21 protein-coding genes are annotated in these 19,628 nt (G+C 50.2%); 13 read left to right on the top strand and 8 right to left on the bottom strand.

Annotated features, from left to right (window positions below; all coding sequences use genetic code 11):
- Positions 1-4: 4 nt before the first annotated feature.
- Entirely contained in the window at positions 5-949 is a 945-nt protein-coding gene (locus tag NBZ79_RS02970; protein WP_251935372.1) for an ABC transporter substrate-binding protein, read from the bottom strand.
- Between the two features lie 173 nt (positions 950-1,122).
- Between NBZ79_RS02970 and NBZ79_RS02965 the strand changes: the two genes are divergently transcribed.
- Together NBZ79_RS02965 and NBZ79_RS02960 are read left to right on the top strand one after the other, a co-directional pair.
- Positions 1,123-1,767 carry a hypothetical protein gene (locus NBZ79_RS02965; RefSeq protein ID WP_251935369.1) on the top strand — a complete coding sequence of 215 codons (645 nt, stop codon included), beginning with the start codon at positions 1,123-1,125 and terminating at the stop codon, positions 1,765-1,767.
- Between the two features lie 108 nt (positions 1,768-1,875).
- Complete coding sequence (locus tag NBZ79_RS02960) at positions 1,876-2,067, top strand: hypothetical protein (protein WP_251935366.1); 192 nt, start codon at positions 1,876-1,878, stop codon at positions 2,065-2,067.
- 26 nt (positions 2,068-2,093) lie between these two features.
- Here the strand turns inward: NBZ79_RS02960 and NBZ79_RS02955 are convergent, their stop codons facing one another.
- Together NBZ79_RS02955 and NBZ79_RS02950 are read right to left on the bottom strand one after the other, a co-directional pair.
- The gene (locus NBZ79_RS02955) at positions 2,094-2,516 is read right to left on the bottom strand and encodes a PaaI family thioesterase (RefSeq protein WP_251935363.1); all 423 of its coding nucleotides are present in this window, start codon (positions 2,514-2,516) and stop codon (positions 2,094-2,096) included.
- A 27-nt stretch (positions 2,517-2,543) separates the two neighbouring features.
- Positions 2,544-3,404, bottom strand: a complete 861-nt coding sequence (locus tag NBZ79_RS02950) for an urea carboxylase-associated family protein (RefSeq protein ID WP_251935360.1) — start codon at positions 3,402-3,404, stop codon at positions 2,544-2,546.
- Between the two features lie 174 nt (positions 3,405-3,578).
- On the opposite strand from NBZ79_RS02950, the gene NBZ79_RS02945 reads away from it, so the two are divergent.
- The 6 genes from NBZ79_RS02945 (at position 3,579) to nadC (ending at position 11,338) form a co-directional block, all read left to right on the top strand.
- A complete protein-coding gene (locus NBZ79_RS02945) occupies positions 3,579-5,312 on the top strand; it encodes an AMP-binding protein (RefSeq protein WP_420854573.1) in 1,734 nt (577 codons plus the stop codon).
- Between the two features lie 53 nt (positions 5,313-5,365).
- The gene (locus NBZ79_RS02940) at positions 5,366-6,601 is read left to right on the top strand and encodes an acyl-CoA dehydrogenase family protein (RefSeq protein ID WP_251935355.1); all 1,236 of its coding nucleotides are present in this window, start codon (positions 5,366-5,368) and stop codon (positions 6,599-6,601) included.
- A gap of 117 nt (positions 6,602-6,718) precedes the next feature.
- Positions 6,719-7,690 (top strand): NUDIX hydrolase, encoded by a 972-nt coding sequence (locus NBZ79_RS02935; RefSeq protein ID WP_251935353.1) that lies wholly within the window; start codon positions 6,719-6,721, stop codon positions 7,688-7,690.
- Between the two features lie 179 nt (positions 7,691-7,869).
- Positions 7,870-8,892 (top strand): quinolinate synthase NadA, encoded by a 1,023-nt coding sequence (nadA, locus tag NBZ79_RS02930; RefSeq protein ID WP_251935351.1) that lies wholly within the window; start codon positions 7,870-7,872, stop codon positions 8,890-8,892.
- Positions 8,892-10,457: an L-aspartate oxidase gene (locus NBZ79_RS02925; RefSeq protein ID WP_251935349.1), complete on the top strand. Its 1,566-nt coding sequence runs from the start codon at positions 8,892-8,894 to the stop codon at positions 10,455-10,457. Before nadA ends, NBZ79_RS02925 begins: the two co-directional genes overlap by 1 nt.
- A 23-nt stretch (positions 10,458-10,480) precedes the next feature.
- Positions 10,481-11,338, top strand: a complete 858-nt coding sequence (gene nadC, locus NBZ79_RS02920) for a carboxylating nicotinate-nucleotide diphosphorylase (RefSeq protein WP_251935346.1) — start codon at positions 10,481-10,483, stop codon at positions 11,336-11,338.
- Here the strand turns inward: nadC and NBZ79_RS02915 are convergent.
- A complete protein-coding gene (locus NBZ79_RS02915) occupies positions 11,292-12,116 on the bottom strand; it encodes a dimethylarginine dimethylaminohydrolase family protein (protein ID WP_251935343.1) in 825 nt (274 codons plus the stop codon). The genes nadC and NBZ79_RS02915 overlap by 47 nt on opposite strands.
- A gap of 227 nt (positions 12,117-12,343) precedes the next feature.
- On the opposite strand from NBZ79_RS02915, the gene NBZ79_RS02910 reads away from it, so the two are divergent.
- From NBZ79_RS02910 to NBZ79_RS02895, 4 genes are read left to right on the top strand one after another with little or no spacing between them, the layout of a single operon-like run.
- Positions 12,344-13,270, top strand: coding sequence for an NAD(P)H-dependent flavin oxidoreductase (locus NBZ79_RS02910; RefSeq protein ID WP_251935340.1), 927 nt, complete (start codon positions 12,344-12,346; stop codon positions 13,268-13,270).
- 29 nt (positions 13,271-13,299) lie between these two features.
- Entirely contained in the window at positions 13,300-14,439 is a 1,140-nt protein-coding gene (locus NBZ79_RS02905; RefSeq protein WP_251935338.1) for an acyl-CoA dehydrogenase family protein, read from the top strand.
- Between the two features lie 53 nt (positions 14,440-14,492).
- A complete protein-coding gene (locus tag NBZ79_RS02900; protein WP_251935335.1) occupies positions 14,493-15,230 on the top strand; it encodes a class I SAM-dependent methyltransferase in 738 nt (245 codons plus the stop codon).
- A gap of 22 nt (positions 15,231-15,252) precedes the next feature.
- A complete protein-coding gene (locus tag NBZ79_RS02895; RefSeq protein ID WP_251935332.1) occupies positions 15,253-15,705 on the top strand; it encodes an SRPBCC family protein in 453 nt (150 codons plus the stop codon).
- 3 nt (positions 15,706-15,708) lie between these two features.
- Here NBZ79_RS02895 and NBZ79_RS02890 read toward each other — a convergent pair whose 3' ends face one another.
- Entirely contained in the window at positions 15,709-16,338 is a 630-nt protein-coding gene (locus NBZ79_RS02890; protein ID WP_251935330.1) for a glutaredoxin domain-containing protein, read from the bottom strand.
- Positions 16,339-16,568: 230 nt separating this feature from the next.
- On the opposite strand from NBZ79_RS02890, the gene NBZ79_RS02885 reads away from it, so the two are divergent.
- Positions 16,569-17,075, top strand: coding sequence for a PAS domain-containing protein (locus NBZ79_RS02885; protein WP_251935328.1), 507 nt, complete (start codon positions 16,569-16,571; stop codon positions 17,073-17,075).
- 20 nt (positions 17,076-17,095) lie between these two features.
- Here NBZ79_RS02885 and aqpZ read toward each other — a convergent pair whose 3' ends face one another.
- The 3 genes from aqpZ to NBZ79_RS02870 form a co-directional block, all read right to left on the bottom strand.
- Positions 17,096-17,806, bottom strand: coding sequence for an aquaporin Z (gene aqpZ / locus NBZ79_RS02880; RefSeq protein ID WP_251935326.1), 711 nt, complete (start codon positions 17,804-17,806; stop codon positions 17,096-17,098).
- A 111-nt stretch (positions 17,807-17,917) separates the two neighbouring features.
- Positions 17,918-18,322 carry an AtzH-like domain-containing protein gene (locus tag NBZ79_RS02875; protein WP_251935324.1) on the bottom strand — a complete coding sequence of 135 codons (405 nt, stop codon included), beginning with the start codon at positions 18,320-18,322 and terminating at the stop codon, positions 17,918-17,920.
- Complete coding sequence (locus NBZ79_RS02870; RefSeq protein WP_251935322.1) at positions 18,319-19,500, bottom strand: amidase; 1,182 nt, start codon at positions 19,498-19,500, stop codon at positions 18,319-18,321. The genes NBZ79_RS02875 and NBZ79_RS02870 overlap by 4 nt, the downstream gene beginning before the upstream one ends.
- Positions 19,501-19,628 lie beyond the last annotated feature (128 nt).

Below are 19,628 nucleotides of genomic sequence, written 5' to 3'. Positions count from 1 at the left end.
AACGTCAATCAGACGGCGGTAAGCTGCAAACCTGGTCGTAGGGAAGGCGTCTGTCTATGGTGCCATTATACTCGAAAATATCGAGGGTCGCCTCAAAGGCTTCCTTCGTGATTTCCACATGTGGCGTCCAGCAGCCCAATTCCTGATAAGTTGCAATACAGTCTGTCAGTGCTTGTTGACCAATATCCGGGAAATAGGGCTTTTCTGCCGCTGCAATTTTAGCCGCCGGCGTCTCGATCAAATATTGCCTTGTCTTTCGATAACCACGCATAAAGGCTCGGGCCATGTCCGTTTTAAGCCATTCCGGCTTTGCGGCAAGACTGGAAAATCCACAAAGCCCGATTTGTGTACCAACTTGCGCGACAATATGGCCAATACCCTCGGCTTTAAGCTGCTGCGGAAACGGGCCTTGCTGCTGAACATAATGTCCTTCACCCTTTCTAAATGCCCTATCCATTGCGGCAGCGCCGCCAACATGAATTGCATTGATCTTGTCATAATCAATGCCGGCTTTATGGCAGGCATACTTAAACATGGCCAGGGGTTGGCCGCCGCCAAAGAGAATGACAGAAGCTCCTTCAAGCTTCTTCCAGGAAAAATCCAGATCCGGTTCGCGGCCCGTTAGAAAAAACCCATCCATCTCATTTATCTGGGCAAAATGTGTAACGGTGGGCGCGGGCTGCTTTGCCGGTACCCCAAAACCCTGGCTAAGCGCCGATTGAACCACATGTGCTGACCCGTCTTCCAACGACGCTATGGCCGAAGTGCCCGGTTTGGCAACCGACCATTTCGGATCCAGCCCTTCATCTTCCAGAAAATGCCCGGAAATAGCCGAAATCAGCGGTGAATAGAATGCCGAGAATAAAGTAAATTGGATATTGATCTGAACCATTCTGTGGCCTTCCATTTTCCCTCCGCCCACGCGGTATTTCTTACCTGTTCTTTCCATGAAGGGTCTCATGCCCGTTTTGAAAGCTCAAGTTAAAAGAACCGCACAAGCCAGACAAGCATGCTGCCGAGCTCTAAATTGAAGCCGGTTAGAAAGATTGAAAATTTATCCACAAGGGCTATGCTCGAAGACAATCCGTTGTGATCTGGAGTTGCTTATTTTTTGGGTTTTCTATGAAATTTTTGCTATTGGCTTTATCCGCTTTTTTGACAGCTTGTGCATCCGGTGAAATTTCTTCCGAATTTCGATATTCAGCGGAAGACCCGCAAGGCATCATTGCGCCAGCCGTTTGGTCTGGCCATGATTATAATATTTATACTATTCACCAAGTAGATTTGAAGACCGGAAAGTTCCTCGGCCCTCCGGTCCGGATGCGGGCACCGGGCCGCAAGCTCGCGCTAAAAGACACAGAAACCGACGGCGCCTCGTATTATCTGGAGCTTAAAAAAGTACCGCCCGGAGACTATGCCCTTATTTCCCGTGAATATGGGCGCAGGCCGACCTCTGCACTCCATGCATTTGATTCAGGTACATATGGTCAAGCTATCCGTAACTGCTATTCAGAAGGGTCTCCGGTTTTTAAAATTGACCCAGGCAAAATCAGCGTTGTCAAATTTGAAAAAGTTGCTGTCCGACCTTCAGTTTTACGAGATTTTCGAAATAGAATCCCTGAAGTAATGGCCCGCTACCCGCTAATAACGGCGCCGGCGGAAATTGTATCGCCTGAGGCAATAATAAAATTTGTCTCCGTCTTCAAAAAGTATGAAAAAAACTGCCAGGCAGAAAGCGATTTTACAATTATCAGAGAGGGTGATTGAAAGCCCGGCCTCGTCGGTGAACGCGGCAAGAAGATGTACATTTTTCATCAGCCGCGACCTATGATAAGGTAATTATATTCGAATCAACGACAGATAGCGGAGCAAAGAATGGAGCGTCTTCTTCCCATATGGCAACGACTGGTCATTACCTTTGTTGCGATGCTGGTCGCCAGTTATCTCGCCGGATTGTTATGGGTCTTTTTAACGGGATGGGAAATGCCCAGTTATGTTGCAGGTATTGTTGGTGGTGTTACTACTCTGCCGGTTTGGGAGCTTCTGAAAAGATTTCGACCAAAGTAACAAACTCCTTCTCTCAAGTTCGGCATTCAGATTATCTTGAAAGTTGCGTTTGCCCGGGCGCATAAAATGTCGTCAGCAGTCACCTTACATTGGACGAAACACAGACTACGCCCGGTTTTTACGATCTCGCTCTTGATTTCCAACCAGACGCCCGGATGCGTAACACCTAAGAAATCCACAGATAAGCTAACGGTTACAAGATTTCTTTTTCCGCCCATTGCATGAAAACAGCTATGCCCCATACAGCTATCGGCCAGCGCCGAGATCAAGCCGCCATGGGCAAATCCGCGACCATTGCAATGTTCCTCTCGCAGCCACAACCCAATATCAATCCTGTCTGGTTCTTCACGGGAATAAATCGGCTCCCACGGGTCCGTCAACGGGCTTGCATTACCACGCAGGGAAAAGCCTTTTTTTGGGGGTTTGGATTCTGTTCTTGTTCTTGTCATGATTCACCTAACATTGTTTTATTTTTCTTATTGTCCATGGCTTCTGGAATAGGGTGACCGTGTGGGTTTTATCCAGTTTGCGATCATTTCTTCAGCAGGCTTGTAAATCTCGACTTTGAGCGGATAGCATTGTGCTTCCTCGCTCGAATGGCCAGAGCTGCAGTCGCCCCCCGGACACGTAGATAAAGCGCCAAGAAGGTCAATTTCCGCAAAAAATTCCAGGTAATCTCCGGGTCGCACGGGGCTGGCCTTCATAAAATATTGATGGGTATCCTGCGTGAATCCAGTACACATAAAAACATTGAGGACGTCGTGAACAAGCCCTTCGGCACTGTCCGTCGACATTCCTTTTTCCGATGCGATCGCGCGAATAAGATTTGAGTGACAACAATGATGATATTCGTTTCCGGTTAGGAGGATATTGGTATAGGGATCGCAGCGTGTCCCAATAACATCATGGACGCTGCCGCCATCTTCGTCCCATCCGTACCAGTCCAGTGTATCATAGGTAATTGTTGCCATGGATCGCATGTTGGGCAGGTTGCTCCATAAGCGGTCGCCGACACTTACATGCGTGCCATGCAAGGCGCGTGTTTTACCACTGAAAAACTTTTCATCTAGATCCTGAGCATTCCATAAATTCAAGTCTCCCACTTGTGGTCCTTCAAAACTGACAATCCTGAAATAATATCCGGCTGGGACCATAAAGGTTTTTGCATCTCTGGGCGGTATAATGACCTCATCGACCAGCGTCATGGTCTCCCGAGTTGTCGAAAAACAGCTGGGGTTTAAAGTCGGGAGATCGTCTATGGGATAACAAATAACCGCGGGACATGCACGACGGGAGCCAGCGTCCTCGGGAGCAGGATTTTGCGGATGATTTTTCATCGGAAAGCCTTCGGTAGAGATAAGGAACGGATGAGCTTGTGAATTAAGCCCGCTGAACAATTTGATGATAACAACAATAGCGGATAAGCTATAAAAAATTCACATCATTTATTTGAGTAATTGAGGACACCAATGACAAGCTCGACAGACACGACGATTACACAGGCGAACGCAATGTCAGCAGAACAAGCATCAGAGTCAGCCTTGATATCGCCGATAGATAATCTGTCTTATGTAAGGGGCCCGAAGACGACACCTTTAATAGAGTCAACCATCGCGGCCGAGTTCTCTAAAACTGTTTCAACTTACGGTCCGCATGAGGCCGCATATTTTGCTGAAACCGGAACACGCCTCACCTATGCCGAGCTTGGTCGGCTGGTAGACGAGCTGGCGGCGGGCTTGCTTACTCTCGGATTGAAAAAAGGGGATCGCATTGGCATCTGGTCGCCCAATCGCCTTGAATGGGTCCTCATTCAGTTTGCAACGGCACGGATCGGCTTGATTCTGGTTAATATCAATCCCGCCTATCGATTGTCAGAGCTTGAATATGCCCTCAACAAGGTGGGATGTAAGGCGCTTGTAACAGCTGCGACTTTCAAATCATCGGATTATCTTGAGATGATCCGGACCCTGGCCCCGGAGATTGACAACTGTTCCGCCGGAGACCTGAAGTCTGCGACATTACCGGATTTGAAAATCGTTATTCGAATGGGGGAGGAACAGAGCGCCGGCATGTTGAATTTCGATGATGTTGTCGCCAGAGGCAGTGCCGCCGTCGATATCCCTGTGCTGGATGACATTACAAATTCGCTTTCCGCTGACGATGCCATCAATATTCAATTTACCAGTGGCACCACAGGCTCGCCGAAGGGGGCGACCCTAACCCATAAGAATATTATCAATAACGGGAATTTTGTTACTTCAGCACTAGCTTTGACGGATAAGGACAAACTCTGCATTCCCGTCCCGCTATATCATTGTTTCGGCATGGTGATGGGCACCCTTGGTTGCATCACAAAAGGGGCAACCATGGTTTTTCCGGGCGAAGCCTTCGAGCCTGCCTCTACTCTGAAAACAATTGCCACAGAACAGTGCACTGCGCTGTACGGTGTGCCGACCATGTTTGTTGGCATGCTGCAGCATCCCGAGTTTTCAGCTTTTGATCTATCTTCATTGAGGACTGGTATCATGGCGGGGGCACCCTGCCCTATCGAAGTCATGAAACAGGTTATTGCCGATATGCATATGACCGAGGTGACAATTGCTTACGGGATGACAGAAACAAGCCCCGTATCATTTCAAAGCAGTACGACGGACAGCGTCGAACGGCGGGTCACGACCGTCGGGCGCATTCATCCGCATGTGGAAGTCAGAATTGTCGATGAGGACGGAAATATCCTGCCCGTCGGCGAACAGGGTGAGCTCTGGACCCGTGGATATTCCGTGATGCAGGGATATTGGGGCGATGCAGAACGAACGGCGGAATCAATTGTCGAAGACGGCTGGATGAGGACCGGGGACCTGGCAGTCCTTGATAGGGATGGATATTGCAATATCGTTGGCCGGGTCAAGGATATGATCATCCGCGGCGGTGAAAATGTGTACCCGCGTGAAATTGAAGAGTTTCTGTACCGTAATCCGAAAATTCAGGAAGTACAGGTTTTTGGCATACCCAGCAAAAAACTGGGGGAAGAGGTCTGCACCTGGATAGTGCTGCAACCGGGTGAGGATTGCAACGAAGAGGAAATCAAAGCGTTCTGCCAGGGTCAGATCGCCCATTATAAAATCCCGGCCCATGTTCGGTTCAAATCGGAATTGCCCATGACTGTAACCGGTAAACCGCAAAAATTTGTCATGCGGGACGCCATGATTGAGGAGTTGAAAATAGTAGTCGATAAAACAGCGTAATTTTTCGATTTATAAATATCTCTGCGCACAAAAAAACAAAAGAAAGAAAAGACATGTCCGCAATAGCTTTTGACCTGCCCGACGATATCAAACAGATCCGGGACGGTATTCGCAAATTCGCCGAATCCGAAGTCATCCCCCGCCATCTAGAATTTCAAGACTTATTTGATAACCCGCGTCTGAAGTATGACGAGGATGGGCGGCTTTCCGCGCCGGTGAGAGCGTTGATTACGGAGGTGCGCATGGCGTCGGCGAAAGCCGGGTATTACCATATGTGCGTACCGGAAAAGTTGGGCGGTGGTGGTCAGGGCATGCAGGCTTATTACGCCTGCTGGGAAGAACTGTTCCATACTTGCGGGCCCCATAACTGGATGATGTTATATGCCTTGTCTCACTGGGCGTTTGGCCCCAGCCGTTTGCTGGAAAAAGTCACCGATCGCGCCCGTGACGAGATTCTGGCACCGTTGATGTCCGGGGAGAAATCCATGTGTTTTGGCCTGTCCGAACCCGGTGCCGGCTCCGACGCCACCATGATCAAGACCCGGGCCCGGCCGGACGGCGACGGCTGGCTCGTGGACGGGCGCAAGATCTGGACATCCAATGCCCCGATCGCCGATTACTGCATCCTCTTCGCCATTACGGACCCGCAGAAAGCAGCCGCACGCAAAGGCGGAATTTCTGCATTCCTTGTCCCGACCGACGCCCCCGGATTTGAAATGCAACGTGTCGTCAAATTGTTTGGCCATATTGGCGGCGACGAAGCTGAACTGAGATTTGAAGATTTGAGGGTCGAACCCTGGCAGCTGGTTGGAGAGCTTGACAATGGATTCTCCGCAGCCCTTTACGGTGTATCCCTCGGTCGCATTTATAACTCCGCCCGCGCTGTCGGCCTTGGCCGCTGGTCTATTGAACTGGCCCTGGATTATGCCAAGACCCGCATTGCTTTTGGCCAGCCCATTGCTGAAAACCAGGGTATCTCTTTCCCGCTTGCCAAAGCCGCAACGGAGCTTCACGCCGCCCACCTGATGGGGCTGAATGCTACTAAACTCATGGATGACGGTCACCCGGCCATCAAGGAACTATCCATGGCCAAGGTCTATTCAGTGCAAGTGGGGCTAAAAGCCGTTGACTGCGCCATGCAAACCCACGGGGCCATGGGCCTGACCAATGAAATCGGTCTTGCGGAAGCCTGGCAATATTTGCGCATCATCAATATTGCAGACGGCTCCAATGAAATCCTCAACAAAACCATCGCCCAGCGCCTGCTAAAAGGGGATGTGGAATTGTAAACAGCCTACCATCGGATATCCCCTCTTGATTTTTTAATCTTCTGATTTTCCGTCCTTGCCTAAATCTCATTCTTCTGAGATTTTAAGGCAACAGGTTTAAAAGGTAACGAGCGAAAGATGACAGTGGGAACAGAAGACACGCGCAGCCAAATATCCATCGGGCTCAATGCGGTCATTGTTTCCATCATAGATCAACAACCCCATGTGCGGTTACTCCGCAGCAATGAAAATGCCGATCAATTCCTTCCCGAGGATAACCAGTTTGACGTTCTGCCGTTTGGCCCCTTTTACCCAGAGCAACATCGCACACTGGAAAGCGGTCTTCGGTCCTGGGTTGAAGAACAGACCCATCAGGAAATCGGCTATGTTGAGCAACTCTATACCTTTGGCGACGCCGGACGCGATCCGCGCGAGCAAATCGGCGGGCCGCGAATGGTCAGCGTTGGATATCTGGCCCTTGTTCAATATAAAGACAGAGCGGCAGGTGAAGACGGACTTTGGCGAGACTGGTATCGGTATTTTCCGTGGGAAGACTGGCGTGAGGGCCGGCCCGATCTTCTCGACCGGGACATTCTCCCAGCCTTGACAAAATGGATCAGACAAGCTGACAATTCCGCTCAGCAAAAAGAGCGTCAGGAGAGAGCCACGATTACATTCGGACTCGGCGAAACACCCTGGAGTGATGAGCTGGTCCTGGAGCGCTTTGAACTCCTCTATGAAGCATCCCTGGTTGGCGAGACACAAACCGAAGCTTTGGACATTAAGCGACTTGGTATTCCGATGGCACTGGACCACCGGCGCATTCTGGCAACGGCCATCGGCCGGTTGCGCGGCAAGATAAAATACCGCCCCGTGGTCTTTGAGCTAATGCCGCCGACTTTCACCCTTCTGCAATTGCAACGGGTTGTCGAAGCACTGTCTGGATCCCGCCTGCATAAACAAAATTTCCGCCGGCTTATTGAGAAAAAAGGCCTTGTGGAAGCAACCGGGCAAATTGTCGCGCAAGTCAAAGGGCGCCCGGCTGCCCAGTTCAGGTTTCGAAGAGAAGTCCTGATAGAGCGGCAAGCGTTAGGTGTTCGCCAGAGCTAAATGATTCCTTTTCTGGGGCGCCTTAAGTTTCATCGTATTAATTCATTGACTTAATATTATACTCCATTAGAGCAAAATATACTTGACAGCCTTAATGCTCATTTGTAGCATAAATCTGACGGAGTCTCTCCGTTCTTTTTTGGCCTTATTTATACTCATAATGAGCATTGGAATACACTATGTCTGCCAGCACTGTCGTACCGGAAAAAGACGAGCTTCTATATACACCGGATGTTGCCAATCGAATGGCCCCTGTGTTTGACAGGGTGTCGTCCGCAATCAGTGAAGTGGAATGGCCGGAATTCGCGCCATATGTGGATCGGATTATGCAACTTAAACAGGAGCGAAATGCCGTCATTCTTGCGCATAATTATCAGACCCGAGATATTTATCACTGTGTTTCAGACATTGTGGGGGACAGCCTCGCGCTTGCCCAAAAGGCCATGGAAGTGGACGCCGACGTAATCGTCATGGCAGGTGTTCATTTCATGGCGGAAACGACGAAGCTGTTAAATCCGTCGAAGACGGTCCTTATTCCGGATTTGCGGGCCGGCTGTTCTTTGGCAGAGTCCATCACTGGAGCCGATGTGCGGCAACTTCGAAAAACATATCCCGGCGTTCCAATTGTAACTTACGTCAACACTTCCGTTGAAGTGAAAGCAGAATCCGACATTTGCTGCACCTCCGCCAACGCGACCCGTATCGTCGAATCTCTGGGTGCTGACAAGGTTCTGTTGATCCCGGATCAGTATCTGGCAAAGAATGTGGCTGCGGAAACAGATGTTGAAATTCTGACCTGGGCAGGCGCCTGCGAAGTCCATGAAAGATTTACGGCCTCGCAAATTATTCAGCTGCGTAAAGCCCATCCAGATGTGACAGTGCTGGCCCATCCGGAATGCCCACCTGAAGTTGTCGAGCAATCAGATTTCTCCGGTTCCACCGCAGCGCTCATAAATTACGTCTCTGATCGCAAGCCCGAGGAAGTCGCGCTGATAACTGAATGCTCCATGGGCGAGAATATTGCTTCTCATAATCCCGAAACGAAGTTTATCCGATCTTGCAGCCTTTGCCCGCATATGCAGCGCATCAACCTAATGAACATCTGTCAGTCTCTTGAAGGGATGACACATGAAGTCACAATTGACCCCGCGTTGGCAGATCGCGCCAGACTTGCGGTTCAGCGTATGCTCGATGCAAGCTAATGGAACAAACATTTGATGCAGAGGTGCTGGTCATCGGCGCAGGTATCGCCGGCTTGGTCACAGCGCTCTCCCTGACCTCAAAAGAAGTCACCTTACTTTGCAAGGGATCTCTGGGAAGCGAAGCCTCCACTGCTTGGGCACAAGGCGGCATTGCGGCCGCCATGTCCTCCGATGATAGTCCCGGCGATCATTGCCGAGATACTCTGGCTGTCGCAGGCGGCATTGCCAACGAGACAATTGCTGCATTAGTAGCAAAGCACGGCAGAGATTGCATCCAGACCCTGATTGATCTTGGTGTCCTTTTTGATCACAACGACGGCCAGTTGAGCCTTCGCAAAGAAGCCGCCCATAGCCACCGTAGGGTGGTTCATGCAAATGGCGATTCCACCGGTAAGGAAATTATGCGTGCCCTGACGTTGAAAGTGCGACAGAGCCCGCATATTACCGTTCTGGAAAATTCAGAAGCGATCGATCTGCTTGTCTCGGATGGTTGCGTTGCTGGCAGCGCCATTTATCATGAAGGTCAAACCCATCTTTTATTTGCGGAGGCTACCGTTCTTGCAACCGGCGGCATTGGCCAGATCTATAGTGCGACAACCAATCCATTGGCTGCAACCGGGGACGGGCTGGCGATTGCGGCGCGTGCCGGCGCCAGCTTAAAAGATCTTGAGTTCGTACAATTTCACCCCACTGCACTGGATGTTGATGCCATTCCAAGGCCGCTCGCAACCGAAGCGCTTCGAGGGGAAGGAGCGCATTTGGTCAATGAGACGGGTGAGCGCTTCATGCTATCTGAGCATGCCCTGGCTGAGCTCGCCCCCCGGGACATATTAGCCCGCGGAATCTGGAACCAGATAAACCAGGGGCACAAATGCTACCTCGATACCAGGCAGTCACTCGGACATCTTTTCCTGGAAGAATTTCCAACAGTGTTCGGACATTGCAAAGCCCATGGCATAGATCCGGTTAAAGAACTCATACCCGTCGCCCCTGCAGTGCATTATCATATGGGCGGTATCACGACAGATAAACAGGGGCGGACATCTTTGCCTGGCCTGTGGGCCTGCGGGGAAGTGGCCTGCACGGGGCTTCATGGCGCCAATCGTCTTGCCAGCAATTCTCTTCTGGAAGCTGTCGTTTTCGCAAAACGTATTGTTGAGGATATCCTGAAGAAGGGCTTTAATCCACATGTGACGCGAAATTTTAACGCCGATGATTTCCATTTTCCAACGGAATCGGTCGGTGAGGCCGAAGCCGTTCTGGAACTTCAATCCTTGAATTATCGCCATATAGGGCTTTGTCGTGATGAAGGCGGATTGACGACGCTGATATGCCATCTTGAGGGTCTTGAGCGGCGATATCCCTCTCCTTCTCAGCGCCTTAAAAATATCTTTCTCTGTAGTCGGCTAGTCGCGACCTCCGCGCTCAGGCGGCGCGAAAGTAGAGGAAGCCATTATCGGTCAGACTATCCCACATCTAGCCCTGACTATGCGGTTCCCACCACAATGTATATCGGAGAATGCTGGAGCCATCCCAATCCAACCGGAATGCCCTTAGCGTCCTGAAAAAAGCGAAAAGTAATGAGCAAATGAATCATAACATCCTCCCATTGCCCAAAACGTTGGTGGAGCAAGCAGTCAAAAACGCGTTACTGGAAGATCTGGGTTCCGTCGGTGATTTAACCAGTAACAGCACAATTCCAGAAGATCTGGACATAACGGCACATGTTGTCAGCCGCCAGGCAGGATGTATCGCCGGTACAGATATCCTGACGGCTGTCATGGCAGAACTTTCACCTGCCGTCACAACTGATATTCATGCCCCGGATTCCGCGGTTGTCAAACCCGGAGACCATATCGCTTCGCTATCGGGACCCGCACGAGCAATTTTAAGTGGCGAACGGGTGGGCTTGAACTTCCTTGGCCATCTTTCAGGAATTGCAACGGCGACACGGACAATTGTTGATCTGGTAGATGATTTACCGGTTCGGATAACCTGCACCAGAAAAACGACCCCGGGGCTCCGTTCCTTCGAAAAATATGCCGTTCGCACCGGCGGCGGCTTCAATCATCGTTTTGGCTTGTATGACGGAATTCTGCTGAAGGACAATCATATCGCCGCCGTCGGCGGAGATATCGGCACCGCTATAGACAGAGCCAAAACTGCAGCCGGTCATATGATCAAAATAGAAGTTGAAGTTGACACATTGGAGCAACTGGAAAAAGCCCTTCCGCATAAACCCGATGTTATCCTCCTCGACAATATGAGTCTGGAAGACCTTCGGCGAGCTGTGACCATGACGAATAAGCTCTCAATTCTTGAGGCCTCCGGCGGTATCACAGAGGTCACCGCACGGGGTATCGCGGAAACCGGCATTGATGTTTTATCGCTGGGCTGGCTTACCCATAGCTCTCCCTGTCTCGATCTGGGTCTGGATATTTTGTAAATCTCAAGGATAAGCAAGACATGCCGCCGTCAATTTTGGCGGCCTCTGTATTGGGAATCTCGACGAGAGTATATCCGTGATCTCGTAGCATGGACGCCGTCGTTGGAAACCCCGCCGGAAACAGGATAACATCGTTAAATCTTACCGCATTGGCGCAGGCTTCCTCTCCTTCGGCAACGAGTAGAACATTATAATCAGAGAAACATCCTGATGCCGCCAGCCGATGCGTCGACAAAATGGTATCTTCATCCAGCAAACCACAATCGGTTTTAAAATGCAGGACGCCAGGCGGTGTTTGCAGTTCTCGCAACTGATATCCCCACTCCGTGACGATATCGCGAAGCGCTGCCACACCTCTTTTATCGGTACGTCCTGACCGACCGACCAAAATCTCCCTGGAGGTTACAAGAATATCTCCTCCTTCTGCATGCCCGGCGTCAAGATAGCGAACTTGCCGAAAATACTCTGGCAGAATCGTGGCCATCTCCACTGCTTCACCGAGCCTGGAGGGTGCGCCGGGACGCATGATAATCACTCCTTCAGGCAAGCAGAGCGCAGTGTCCTCGACAAAGACGGAATCGGGATAATTTTCCAGCGCGGGCAGCTGGATAACCTCAGCACCCGTCGCCTGCAACGCCGAAATATACATGGCATGGTGTGACCTGAAAAGATCTGGGTCCGGCGCGCCTTGATCAATGGCACGCAGCCCGCCTGTAACAGTGAGAGACGGGGCGCGGGTAATCGCAGTTGCAAAAGAGAGTGCTGGGGATTTTGTCATGGCGCGCTCATTTTAAACATATTGGCAAATATTGCTGCGGCAGCCTATCCCGCCTGATGCGTCAAGTCCATGGTGGGAATATGGAAAGCGATCAAAATTACGACGGGCCTTCGCGCTGGCTCAGTTGACTATGGGCAACGGACACGTAGAATGGAGACAATTAATAAAAACAAATGATGATAGCCCGAAAATCGGCATCTAACATCATACTAAAAAGAGGTTCACTGATGTCCCTTCCCTCCGCTATTCAACGAAACCTTAAAATCCCGGCGATTGCCGCTCCGTTATTTTTGATATCCGGGCCAGATCTGGTGATTGCCTCGTGTAAAGCCGGCGTTATCGGATCCTTTCCCGCCATGAACGCGAGAAGCAGTGAAGATTTTTCTGAATGGATGGAAAAGATTAACAAGCAAGTGACTTCGAACCACGCGCCTTATGCGGTAAATTTCAGTCTGGCCCGTATGAAAGGGGTACGACTTGATACAGATATGGAGACTTGCCGGAAACATAAAACACCTATCATCATTACCAGTGTCGGCAACCCTGCGCCAGTTGTGGAAGATATTCACGCCTGGGGCGGCCTGGTATTTCATGATGTGACAACAATGTATCATGCGAAAAAGGCTGCAGATGCCGGCGTCGACGGGCTGATCCTGGTTTGCAATGGCGCGGGCGGACATGCGGGACCGCTCAGTCCCTTTGCCATGGTTGAACAGGTCCGGACCTTCTTCGACGGCACAATTATTCTGGCCGGCGCCATATCCAGCGGGCGCGGCATTCGGGCGGCTGAAATACTCGGGGCGGATCTCGCCTATCTCGGCACCCGCTTCATCGCAACAACAGAGGCGCTGGCGGAAGAGGCATACAAAAACATGATTGTCACGGAAAAGACCGATGACATTGTCTACACCAATGCGATCAGCGGCGTTCCGGCGAATTTTATGCGAACCTCTCTTAATGCAGTCGGTCTGGATCCCGACAACCTGCCCGCCCCCGATGGCCCCTTCCGCCCGAACCTGCCCGATGGATTGACGGCTTGGAACGCCATCTGGAGTGCAGGTCAAGGAGTTGGATTAATTGACGACCTTCCGGATACGGCTGAACTGGTTTCGCGGCTTTCCAAGGAATACCAGTCCGCCCGTCAACTCGACTAGGTACAACCGACCATCAACTGGAAACGATCATGGACTTACAGCTTGAAACCCGCGAAATCGACTTTCTCAACCGAGTGCAGGAATTTTCCAAATCCAGAGTTGCGCCACATGCGCAAAGCTGGGAAGACTCACGGAAAATGCCCATTGAAACCCTGCAGGCCGCAGCTGGTACGGGCATAGTGGGACTCGAAATTCCTGAAGAATATGGCGGTTTCGGAGGCCGTTTTAGACTTAAAGCCCGGGTCGCCGAAGAAATAGCCCGTGACTGCTTCGCTTTTTCCTTCAGCCTTATCAACAACATGGGACTGGCTGGAAAAATCGCCAGAGAGGCGCCCAAAGAGCTCGCCGAACGATATCTGCCCGAAATGCTGGCGGGTGAGGCGATTGGCTGCACCGCATTGAGCGAACCCGCCGCCGGAAGCGATTTTGCGGCCATATCAACGAACGCCCGCAAAGTGGACGGTGGTTGGGTGCTCAATGGTGAAAAAGCATGGATCACCAACGCCGCCGCCGCAGATCTTATTTTTCTGTATGCGCAAACAAATCCTGAGCTTGGCTGGCGAGGCGTTGCCGGATTCCTGATTGACGCCCGCGAAGAGGGCGTCGAGCGGCTCTTGCCAACAGAGATGATGGGAGGGCATGCCATTGGAGTTGGCGGATTTAAACTGCAGGACCATTTCATTGCCGACAACAGGTTGATCAGTTCACCCGGTGACGGCTTCAAGGCCGCTATGAAAGGGGTAAACGCAGCCCGGACTTATGTCGCAACCATGTGCTGCGGCATGACAGAAGCAGCAATTGAATTAACGGCCGAGTACGCGTCAAATCGAGCCGCGTTCGGAACGACAATTTCTGCGTTTCAGGGGCTTCGCTGGGATCTGGCCGATGCGCAAACTGATGTGGAGGCGGCACGGTTGCTTGCGTACCGGGCGGTGTTATCCGTTGAGGCTGAAACAAATGCCGAAATCCATGCAGCGCATGCGAAAAAATTTTCGGCCCGGATCGCTGACACGCATTTGACCAAATGCATGCAAATCATGGGGGCCGCCGGCCTGAAACGACAATACCCGCTGGGAAGACATATTGCCTGCGCCCGCATTGCAAACTATGTTGATGGAACAACGGAAATCCAGAATGAACGCATCGCACGCAATCTATTTGGAAGCTAGCCTGCTTCAGAGGTGGCGGATACTCGTACCGCCCCTAATTATCGAGAAACCTGATGGCTGATTATGACCATAAAACGAGTAGATACCAAAAGTGGAGCAAAACGGACAGCGTTTATTCCCACCTTGAATGGTATGTGTTTCTCGAAATCTTGGGAAATGTCACCAACAAGCGAATACTCGATGTTGCTTGCGGGGAAGGACGCCTTTCCAGGGCTTTGATGGGTATGGGAGCCGGTTCAGTCTTGGGTACCGATATCTCGGCTGAAATGATCGATCGCGCACAGGCTCAAAATCTTCCGAGTAGCAAGATGCATTGGGAAAACCTGACATATCAAGTCAGAGACGCCAGCGATGAAACGTTTTCTCTTGCCTCCCCCGTCGATCTGGTGACCGCTATGTATTTATTCCATTATGCGGAAACTGAAGAGAAATTGGCCAGTATGTGCCAGTTTTTAAGTCGAAACCTGAAATCCGGCGGGAGATTTCTGACCTACACGATCAATCCGGATTACAATTTTGAAAATCAATACCCGGGCATGGAAAATATCTTCGGGTTTAGATATGAAATAGACGATCAGTCCAATTACCATCTGGTCATCGGAGATTTCAAGGCCCGAATGTGGCAATGGTCGAGAACTATCCATGAACGTTGTCTGGAACAAGCTGGCTTTACGAATATTATCTGGCATCCGTTACGTCTGGCGCCGGAAGATGCGAGACTTGAAAAATCCGTAAAATGGTATCTTGCAAATCCGAGCTGCATTGTTTTAAGTGCAGAGAAGAGTTCCTAAAACCAATAAAAACGAGGACAATATGAACACCGATCTAATCTTCAATCGCAGCCACAGTATTTTAATCGATGCCTCTGCTGAAGCCGTATTGAATTATGTCAGTAATCCCAATTCCTGGCCGGAATGGATTGCCGCCTCTCACGAAATAGACAGCCCGGATCGACCCCTTTTAAAAGGCGATACTTTTCGGGAGCAATGGCATACGAGAAGCGGCCCGGCTGAGCTGAACTGGATCGTCACCGATTGCGATCCTCCGCATTTATGGGTTGGTGAAACTTCGACACCTTTTATAGGAAAAATTATCGTTCGGTATGATGTTGAAGCCGCTGGAGACCAAGTTCAATTCACTCGCACTTTGACCAATCCTTCCCGGCCGAAGCCCCCTACCGAGGAGATGATAATCCGGATCGATGAGGAAGCTGCACTGAGTCTTGAGAACATAAAGCGAAATGTCGAAGCGAAAACCAACCAATAAGATTTATGCCGGCTTCAAACTTGGCCGCGATGTCATGGAGTTTTGACCTCGATCAAGGTTAGGCTCGACATCCAGCCCAAGTTTTTGGCCCAGCTGATCTGCTCCGCCGATATAGGCCCCCTCGATCCAAATCTGCGGTACTGTTATGGGTGTTTTGGGCCCTACGATGGGTTTTACCCGCCCGAGCATCTCATATAATGCCCGTGAATCCTTAACAACATCATGATACTTATAGTCAACATTTGCCTGCTCGAAATAGGTTTTCGCGCGCACACAATGCGGGCAGGTGGATTTCCCATAAAGATGATTGCCGTCAACTTCGGTTTTTTCAACATGAGCGGCAATAACCGCTTCGGTAAGAACGCCGCGGTTTAAGGCTCGGCCCTGACTGACAAGTTTCCCGTCAACTAACACAATGGGTGCATGCCAGCCGCCTTTTGGAAGTGGCTTCCACCATTCAGTGAGCCAGTCCTTGATCTCCAGCTCAACGGAAATGCCGGCGAGCTCGGTTTCCAATGTATCTGTTATTACATCAACCGTTAAGGAGCATTCACCGCAAGGAATATTTACTTTAAAAGGGCCCCAGGCGCCAGCCCAACGGTATAAAGTGAGATTTACAGATTTCGCAGTCATTCAGAATTTCTCCAATTATGGTGCAATCCAAAATACATATTTACAGCTAGACTCAATTGCAAATCACCCCCGATTAACTATTCCGTGATCAAAATTACGAAATCCATCTTGCTGGTCGGATTAAATCTGCGAACTATGAATGAATTTCTTTTTCACTTGTCTCCCACTATCTATTGGGTAAATATTTAGTTTGGTGACGTTAATACCAGTAGAATACGAAAGAAACTTGAGTGGAACGTATAAAAAGCGGGAATAAGATCTCCTCCATTACGCTGATTGAATTACGTGATTATTGGCTTGAAAAACGACGAAGCCGAAAGTTTCCGGCCCGGGCAGATATTGACCCTGTTGAATTTCCCAATCTGCTGCCACAAATTGCTTTAGTAGACGTGACATATGATCCTTTAAGATTTCGCTATCGTTTGATTGGCACCACAATAACCGCTATCTCCGAACGGGATGCCACCGGTCATTTTATTGACGAAAATCTCTACGGGGAACGTACAGAGAATATGCTATGGGCCTTTAAAACCTGCGTTCACACAAAAACGCCCGTTGCCGTTCGAGAGCAAGTTCAGTTTGTCAAAAAAGAGCGTGTCGTAGTTGAAGTATTAGTTTTGCCCTTGGGTGAAACTGACGACCGGGTGGATATGGCTCTTGTATGCCTTGAAATAATAAATAGTCTGGAAAAAGCGCCCGCCATGGGCACAAGCCTAACTCTCGACTGGTCCGACTGACGCTTTTTCTCAACTATGTTTTAACTTGCGTCTCCGGTTTCCGAAGATGTTACCTTCCACAGAATAGCACCAAGAGCGCCACCAATAAGCGGCGCAACCCAGAAGAGCCACAATTGTGCCAATGCTTCACCGCCAACCAGGAGAGCTGGCCCCAGGCTTCTTGCCGGATTTACGGAGGTCCCTGTAATCGGGATACCAACCAGGTGAATAACCACCAAAGAGATGCCGATTGCCAATCCGGCAAAGCCAGCAGCAGCGCGGGCACCTGTTGAGCCAAGGATAACAAAAATGAAAATAGCTGTCAGAACAACTTCTGCAATGAAGGCCGCGGTCATAGCGTATCCCGCAGGTGATGAGGCACCATATCCATTCTGACCGAGCCCATTGACAGCAATGTCGTATCCTGCTTTTCCAGAGGCGATAACATAAAGAATTGCTGCGCCTAAGATGGCACCGATGCACTGCATAATCACATAAATGATTGCTTCCCTGATTTGCATCCGACCAGCAACAACCATTCCGCACGTAACGGCCGGGTTAATATGGCAGCCTGAAATGCCGCCAATGGCGTACACCATAATCAAGACAGAAAATCCAAAGGCAAAGGAAATTCCCGCAAAGCCGATCTGATCTCCAGCTATGACAGCGCTACCACAGCCAAATAACACCAGAACAAGCGTCCCTATTAATTCTGCCGCATATTTTTGATAGTTTTTTACGTCATTACTCATTTTAAGCCCCCTCTTTTACTACTTGCGATAATAGTAATGTATTTCTTAAGGCTAATCACATAAAAAAGAGGGCTCCATTTATTCGCAGGGTCATTTGCTGTAGGTCAGGACTCACCACAGCTTGGTTCCGTCCGTCGTCGAAACATGCGCGCTTATAACCTTCCAACCAAGATCAGGGAACTTGACCCAAGATTGGCTCTGTCGACCTATCAAATCCTGCCCTAAAACTTTAAATTCCAAATTTACGGTTGCCACAGTATGGCCGATTGTCAGAATCTCAAGACGAATTCTCTTTTCTTTTATACTGGGTCCCGGCGGGCGGGCGACCCGATGTGCGTGAATAGCATCGAAGCCGTATCCATGCTCACTCATGGCTAAGCGAACTGTAAATGGACTATTCCAAAAAGTGTTATCCAGAACATCGACATCTTTTTCAGCCAATGCCGTCTCATAACTCTCAAACTTCTCGCGAACTTCGGCGACGACTTCTGGAATATTTGGTTCAAAATCTTTCATGACAATGTATCTCCCAATGCACAAGCCAGCCCAACAAGGCGGGCATCCTCATTGCGAGCGGCGACTATCGACAGCCCAACAGGTGCTCCGTCTACAATGGCACCAGGCACGCTAACTTGTGGAAATCCGGCAAGGCCGCCATGGGCGCATAAGGACAGGATTAATTCCCTCACCGGATTTTGTTCAGATATTGGCAATCCTTTAAACGGGGCCGGGAATGGCGTCGTTGGCAACACCATGACCGTCCCGGCCGGTAACAGATATTCCAAGCGTGCGCGCGCTTCTCTTTTCATTAAAGCGGCCCACTGCCGATCTGTTTCCGATACCATCGACCCCATATTGAGACCGCGGGCAACATTGAACGCGAAACCTGGATTTGTGGCATCGATCCAGCCCTTGAACGTTTGCCAGGCTTCCGCCATTTGCAAGGTCCGTTGTGCCTTGCCCCATACGGAAATACCCTGCGGTGCCAAAACATCTTCAACGGTCTCATCAGCCAGCCGGCTTAATTTTCCGACGAGCGGCCCAAGAGCTGTCGCCGTATCTCTATCGGCAAATCCAAATGCATCAACCGCGATGACCAATCGATCTGGCCTCGTTATCTCTATATCCTCTTCCAGCATGACAGAGGAAGCATCTGCGAAACTCTGTGTCTCTCGCGCCAACCATCCGGTTGTATCACTACTTGGAGCCTGTGGAAGCATCCCAGCAAGATTAAGACGACCGTGTGTGGGTCGAATACCATATAATCCGCAAAAACTTGCCGGTACGCGCACCGATCCACCGGTATCGGTACCCAAAGCTATATCTGCAAGGCCAGCTGCAACAGCTGCAGCGGATCCCGAAGAGGATCCACCCGGAACACGTTCAGGCGCCGCGCTATTCAATGGCGTACCATAAAATACATTCTCGCCCAGAATGCCCAGAGAAATTTCGTCGGTAATGGTCTTCCCTTTGAAAGTCGCGCCTGCCGCCAATAGAGCTGACACAGCCCAGGAATGCTCTTCCGGAATAGGATGAGTTCGTGCCCAGTCAGGATTTCCACCGCCTGTGGGATATCCGGCTATATCAAAAAGATCCTTGGCAACGAATGTCCGATCCGTCAATGGCCCGACAGATGCACCCTGGATCTCAATGTCACCATTGTCAGTTAACGCATTAATTTCGCTGGTTGTCATCTATCGTCTCACTTTTGAAATTTTTGTTTTTACGCAGTCAGATCAACATTTTTTCAATTTAGCACTAAACTTCCAAAAAATACCGCAAAAGTTGTAATTCGGGTTTGTTCGAAGAAAACAATTCGTAC

Source organism: Sneathiella marina, from assembly GCF_023746535.1.
Lineage (GTDB): Bacteria > Pseudomonadota > Alphaproteobacteria > Sneathiellales > Sneathiellaceae > Sneathiella > Sneathiella marina.
The sequence above is the reverse complement of the archived record's forward strand: the minus strand, read 5'-3'. Positions and strand labels throughout refer to the sequence as shown.

Coding starts and splice junctions, on each gene's coding strand:
- NBZ79_RS02965 (WP_251935369.1), top strand. CDS start 1,123: ATGAAATTTTTGCTATTGGCTTTATCCGCTTTTTTGACAGCTTGTGCA.
- NBZ79_RS02925 (WP_251935349.1), top strand. CDS start 8,892: ATGGAACAAACATTTGATGCAGAGGTGCTGGTCATCGGCGCAGGTATC.
- NBZ79_RS02890 (WP_251935330.1), bottom strand. CDS start 16,338: ATGACTGCGAAATCTGTAAATCTCACTTTATACCGTTGGGCTGGCGCC.
- NBZ79_RS02895 (WP_251935332.1), top strand. CDS start 15,253: ATGAACACCGATCTAATCTTCAATCGCAGCCACAGTATTTTAATCGAT.
- NBZ79_RS02915 (WP_251935343.1), bottom strand. CDS start 12,116: ATGACAAAATCCCCAGCACTCTCTTTTGCAACTGCGATTACCCGCGCC.
- NBZ79_RS02905 (WP_251935338.1), top strand. CDS start 13,300: ATGGACTTACAGCTTGAAACCCGCGAAATCGACTTTCTCAACCGAGTG.
- NBZ79_RS02900 (WP_251935335.1), top strand. CDS start 14,493: ATGGCTGATTATGACCATAAAACGAGTAGATACCAAAAGTGGAGCAAA.
- nadA (WP_251935351.1), top strand. CDS start 7,870: ATGTCTGCCAGCACTGTCGTACCGGAAAAAGACGAGCTTCTATATACA.
- NBZ79_RS02910 (WP_251935340.1), top strand. CDS start 12,344: ATGTCCCTTCCCTCCGCTATTCAACGAAACCTTAAAATCCCGGCGATT.
- aqpZ (WP_251935326.1), bottom strand. CDS start 17,806: ATGAGTAATGACGTAAAAAACTATCAAAAATATGCGGCAGAATTAATA.
- NBZ79_RS02945 (WP_420854573.1), top strand. CDS start 3,579: ATGTCAGCAGAACAAGCATCAGAGTCAGCCTTGATATCGCCGATAGAT.
- NBZ79_RS02870 (WP_251935322.1), bottom strand. CDS start 19,500: ATGACAACCAGCGAAATTAATGCGTTAACTGACAATGGTGACATTGAG.
- NBZ79_RS02950 (WP_251935360.1), bottom strand. CDS start 3,404: ATGAAAAATCATCCGCAAAATCCTGCTCCCGAGGACGCTGGCTCCCGT.
- NBZ79_RS02955 (WP_251935363.1), bottom strand. CDS start 2,516: ATGACAAGAACAAGAACAGAATCCAAACCCCCAAAAAAAGGCTTTTCC.
- NBZ79_RS02875 (WP_251935324.1), bottom strand. CDS start 18,322: ATGAAAGATTTTGAACCAAATATTCCAGAAGTCGTCGCCGAAGTTCGC.
- nadC (WP_251935346.1), top strand. CDS start 10,481: ATGAATCATAACATCCTCCCATTGCCCAAAACGTTGGTGGAGCAAGCA.
- NBZ79_RS02970 (WP_251935372.1), bottom strand. CDS start 949: ATGGAAAGAACAGGTAAGAAATACCGCGTGGGCGGAGGGAAAATGGAA.
- NBZ79_RS02960 (WP_251935366.1), top strand. CDS start 1,876: ATGGAGCGTCTTCTTCCCATATGGCAACGACTGGTCATTACCTTTGTT.
- NBZ79_RS02940 (WP_251935355.1), top strand. CDS start 5,366: ATGTCCGCAATAGCTTTTGACCTGCCCGACGATATCAAACAGATCCGG.
- NBZ79_RS02935 (WP_251935353.1), top strand. CDS start 6,719: ATGACAGTGGGAACAGAAGACACGCGCAGCCAAATATCCATCGGGCTC.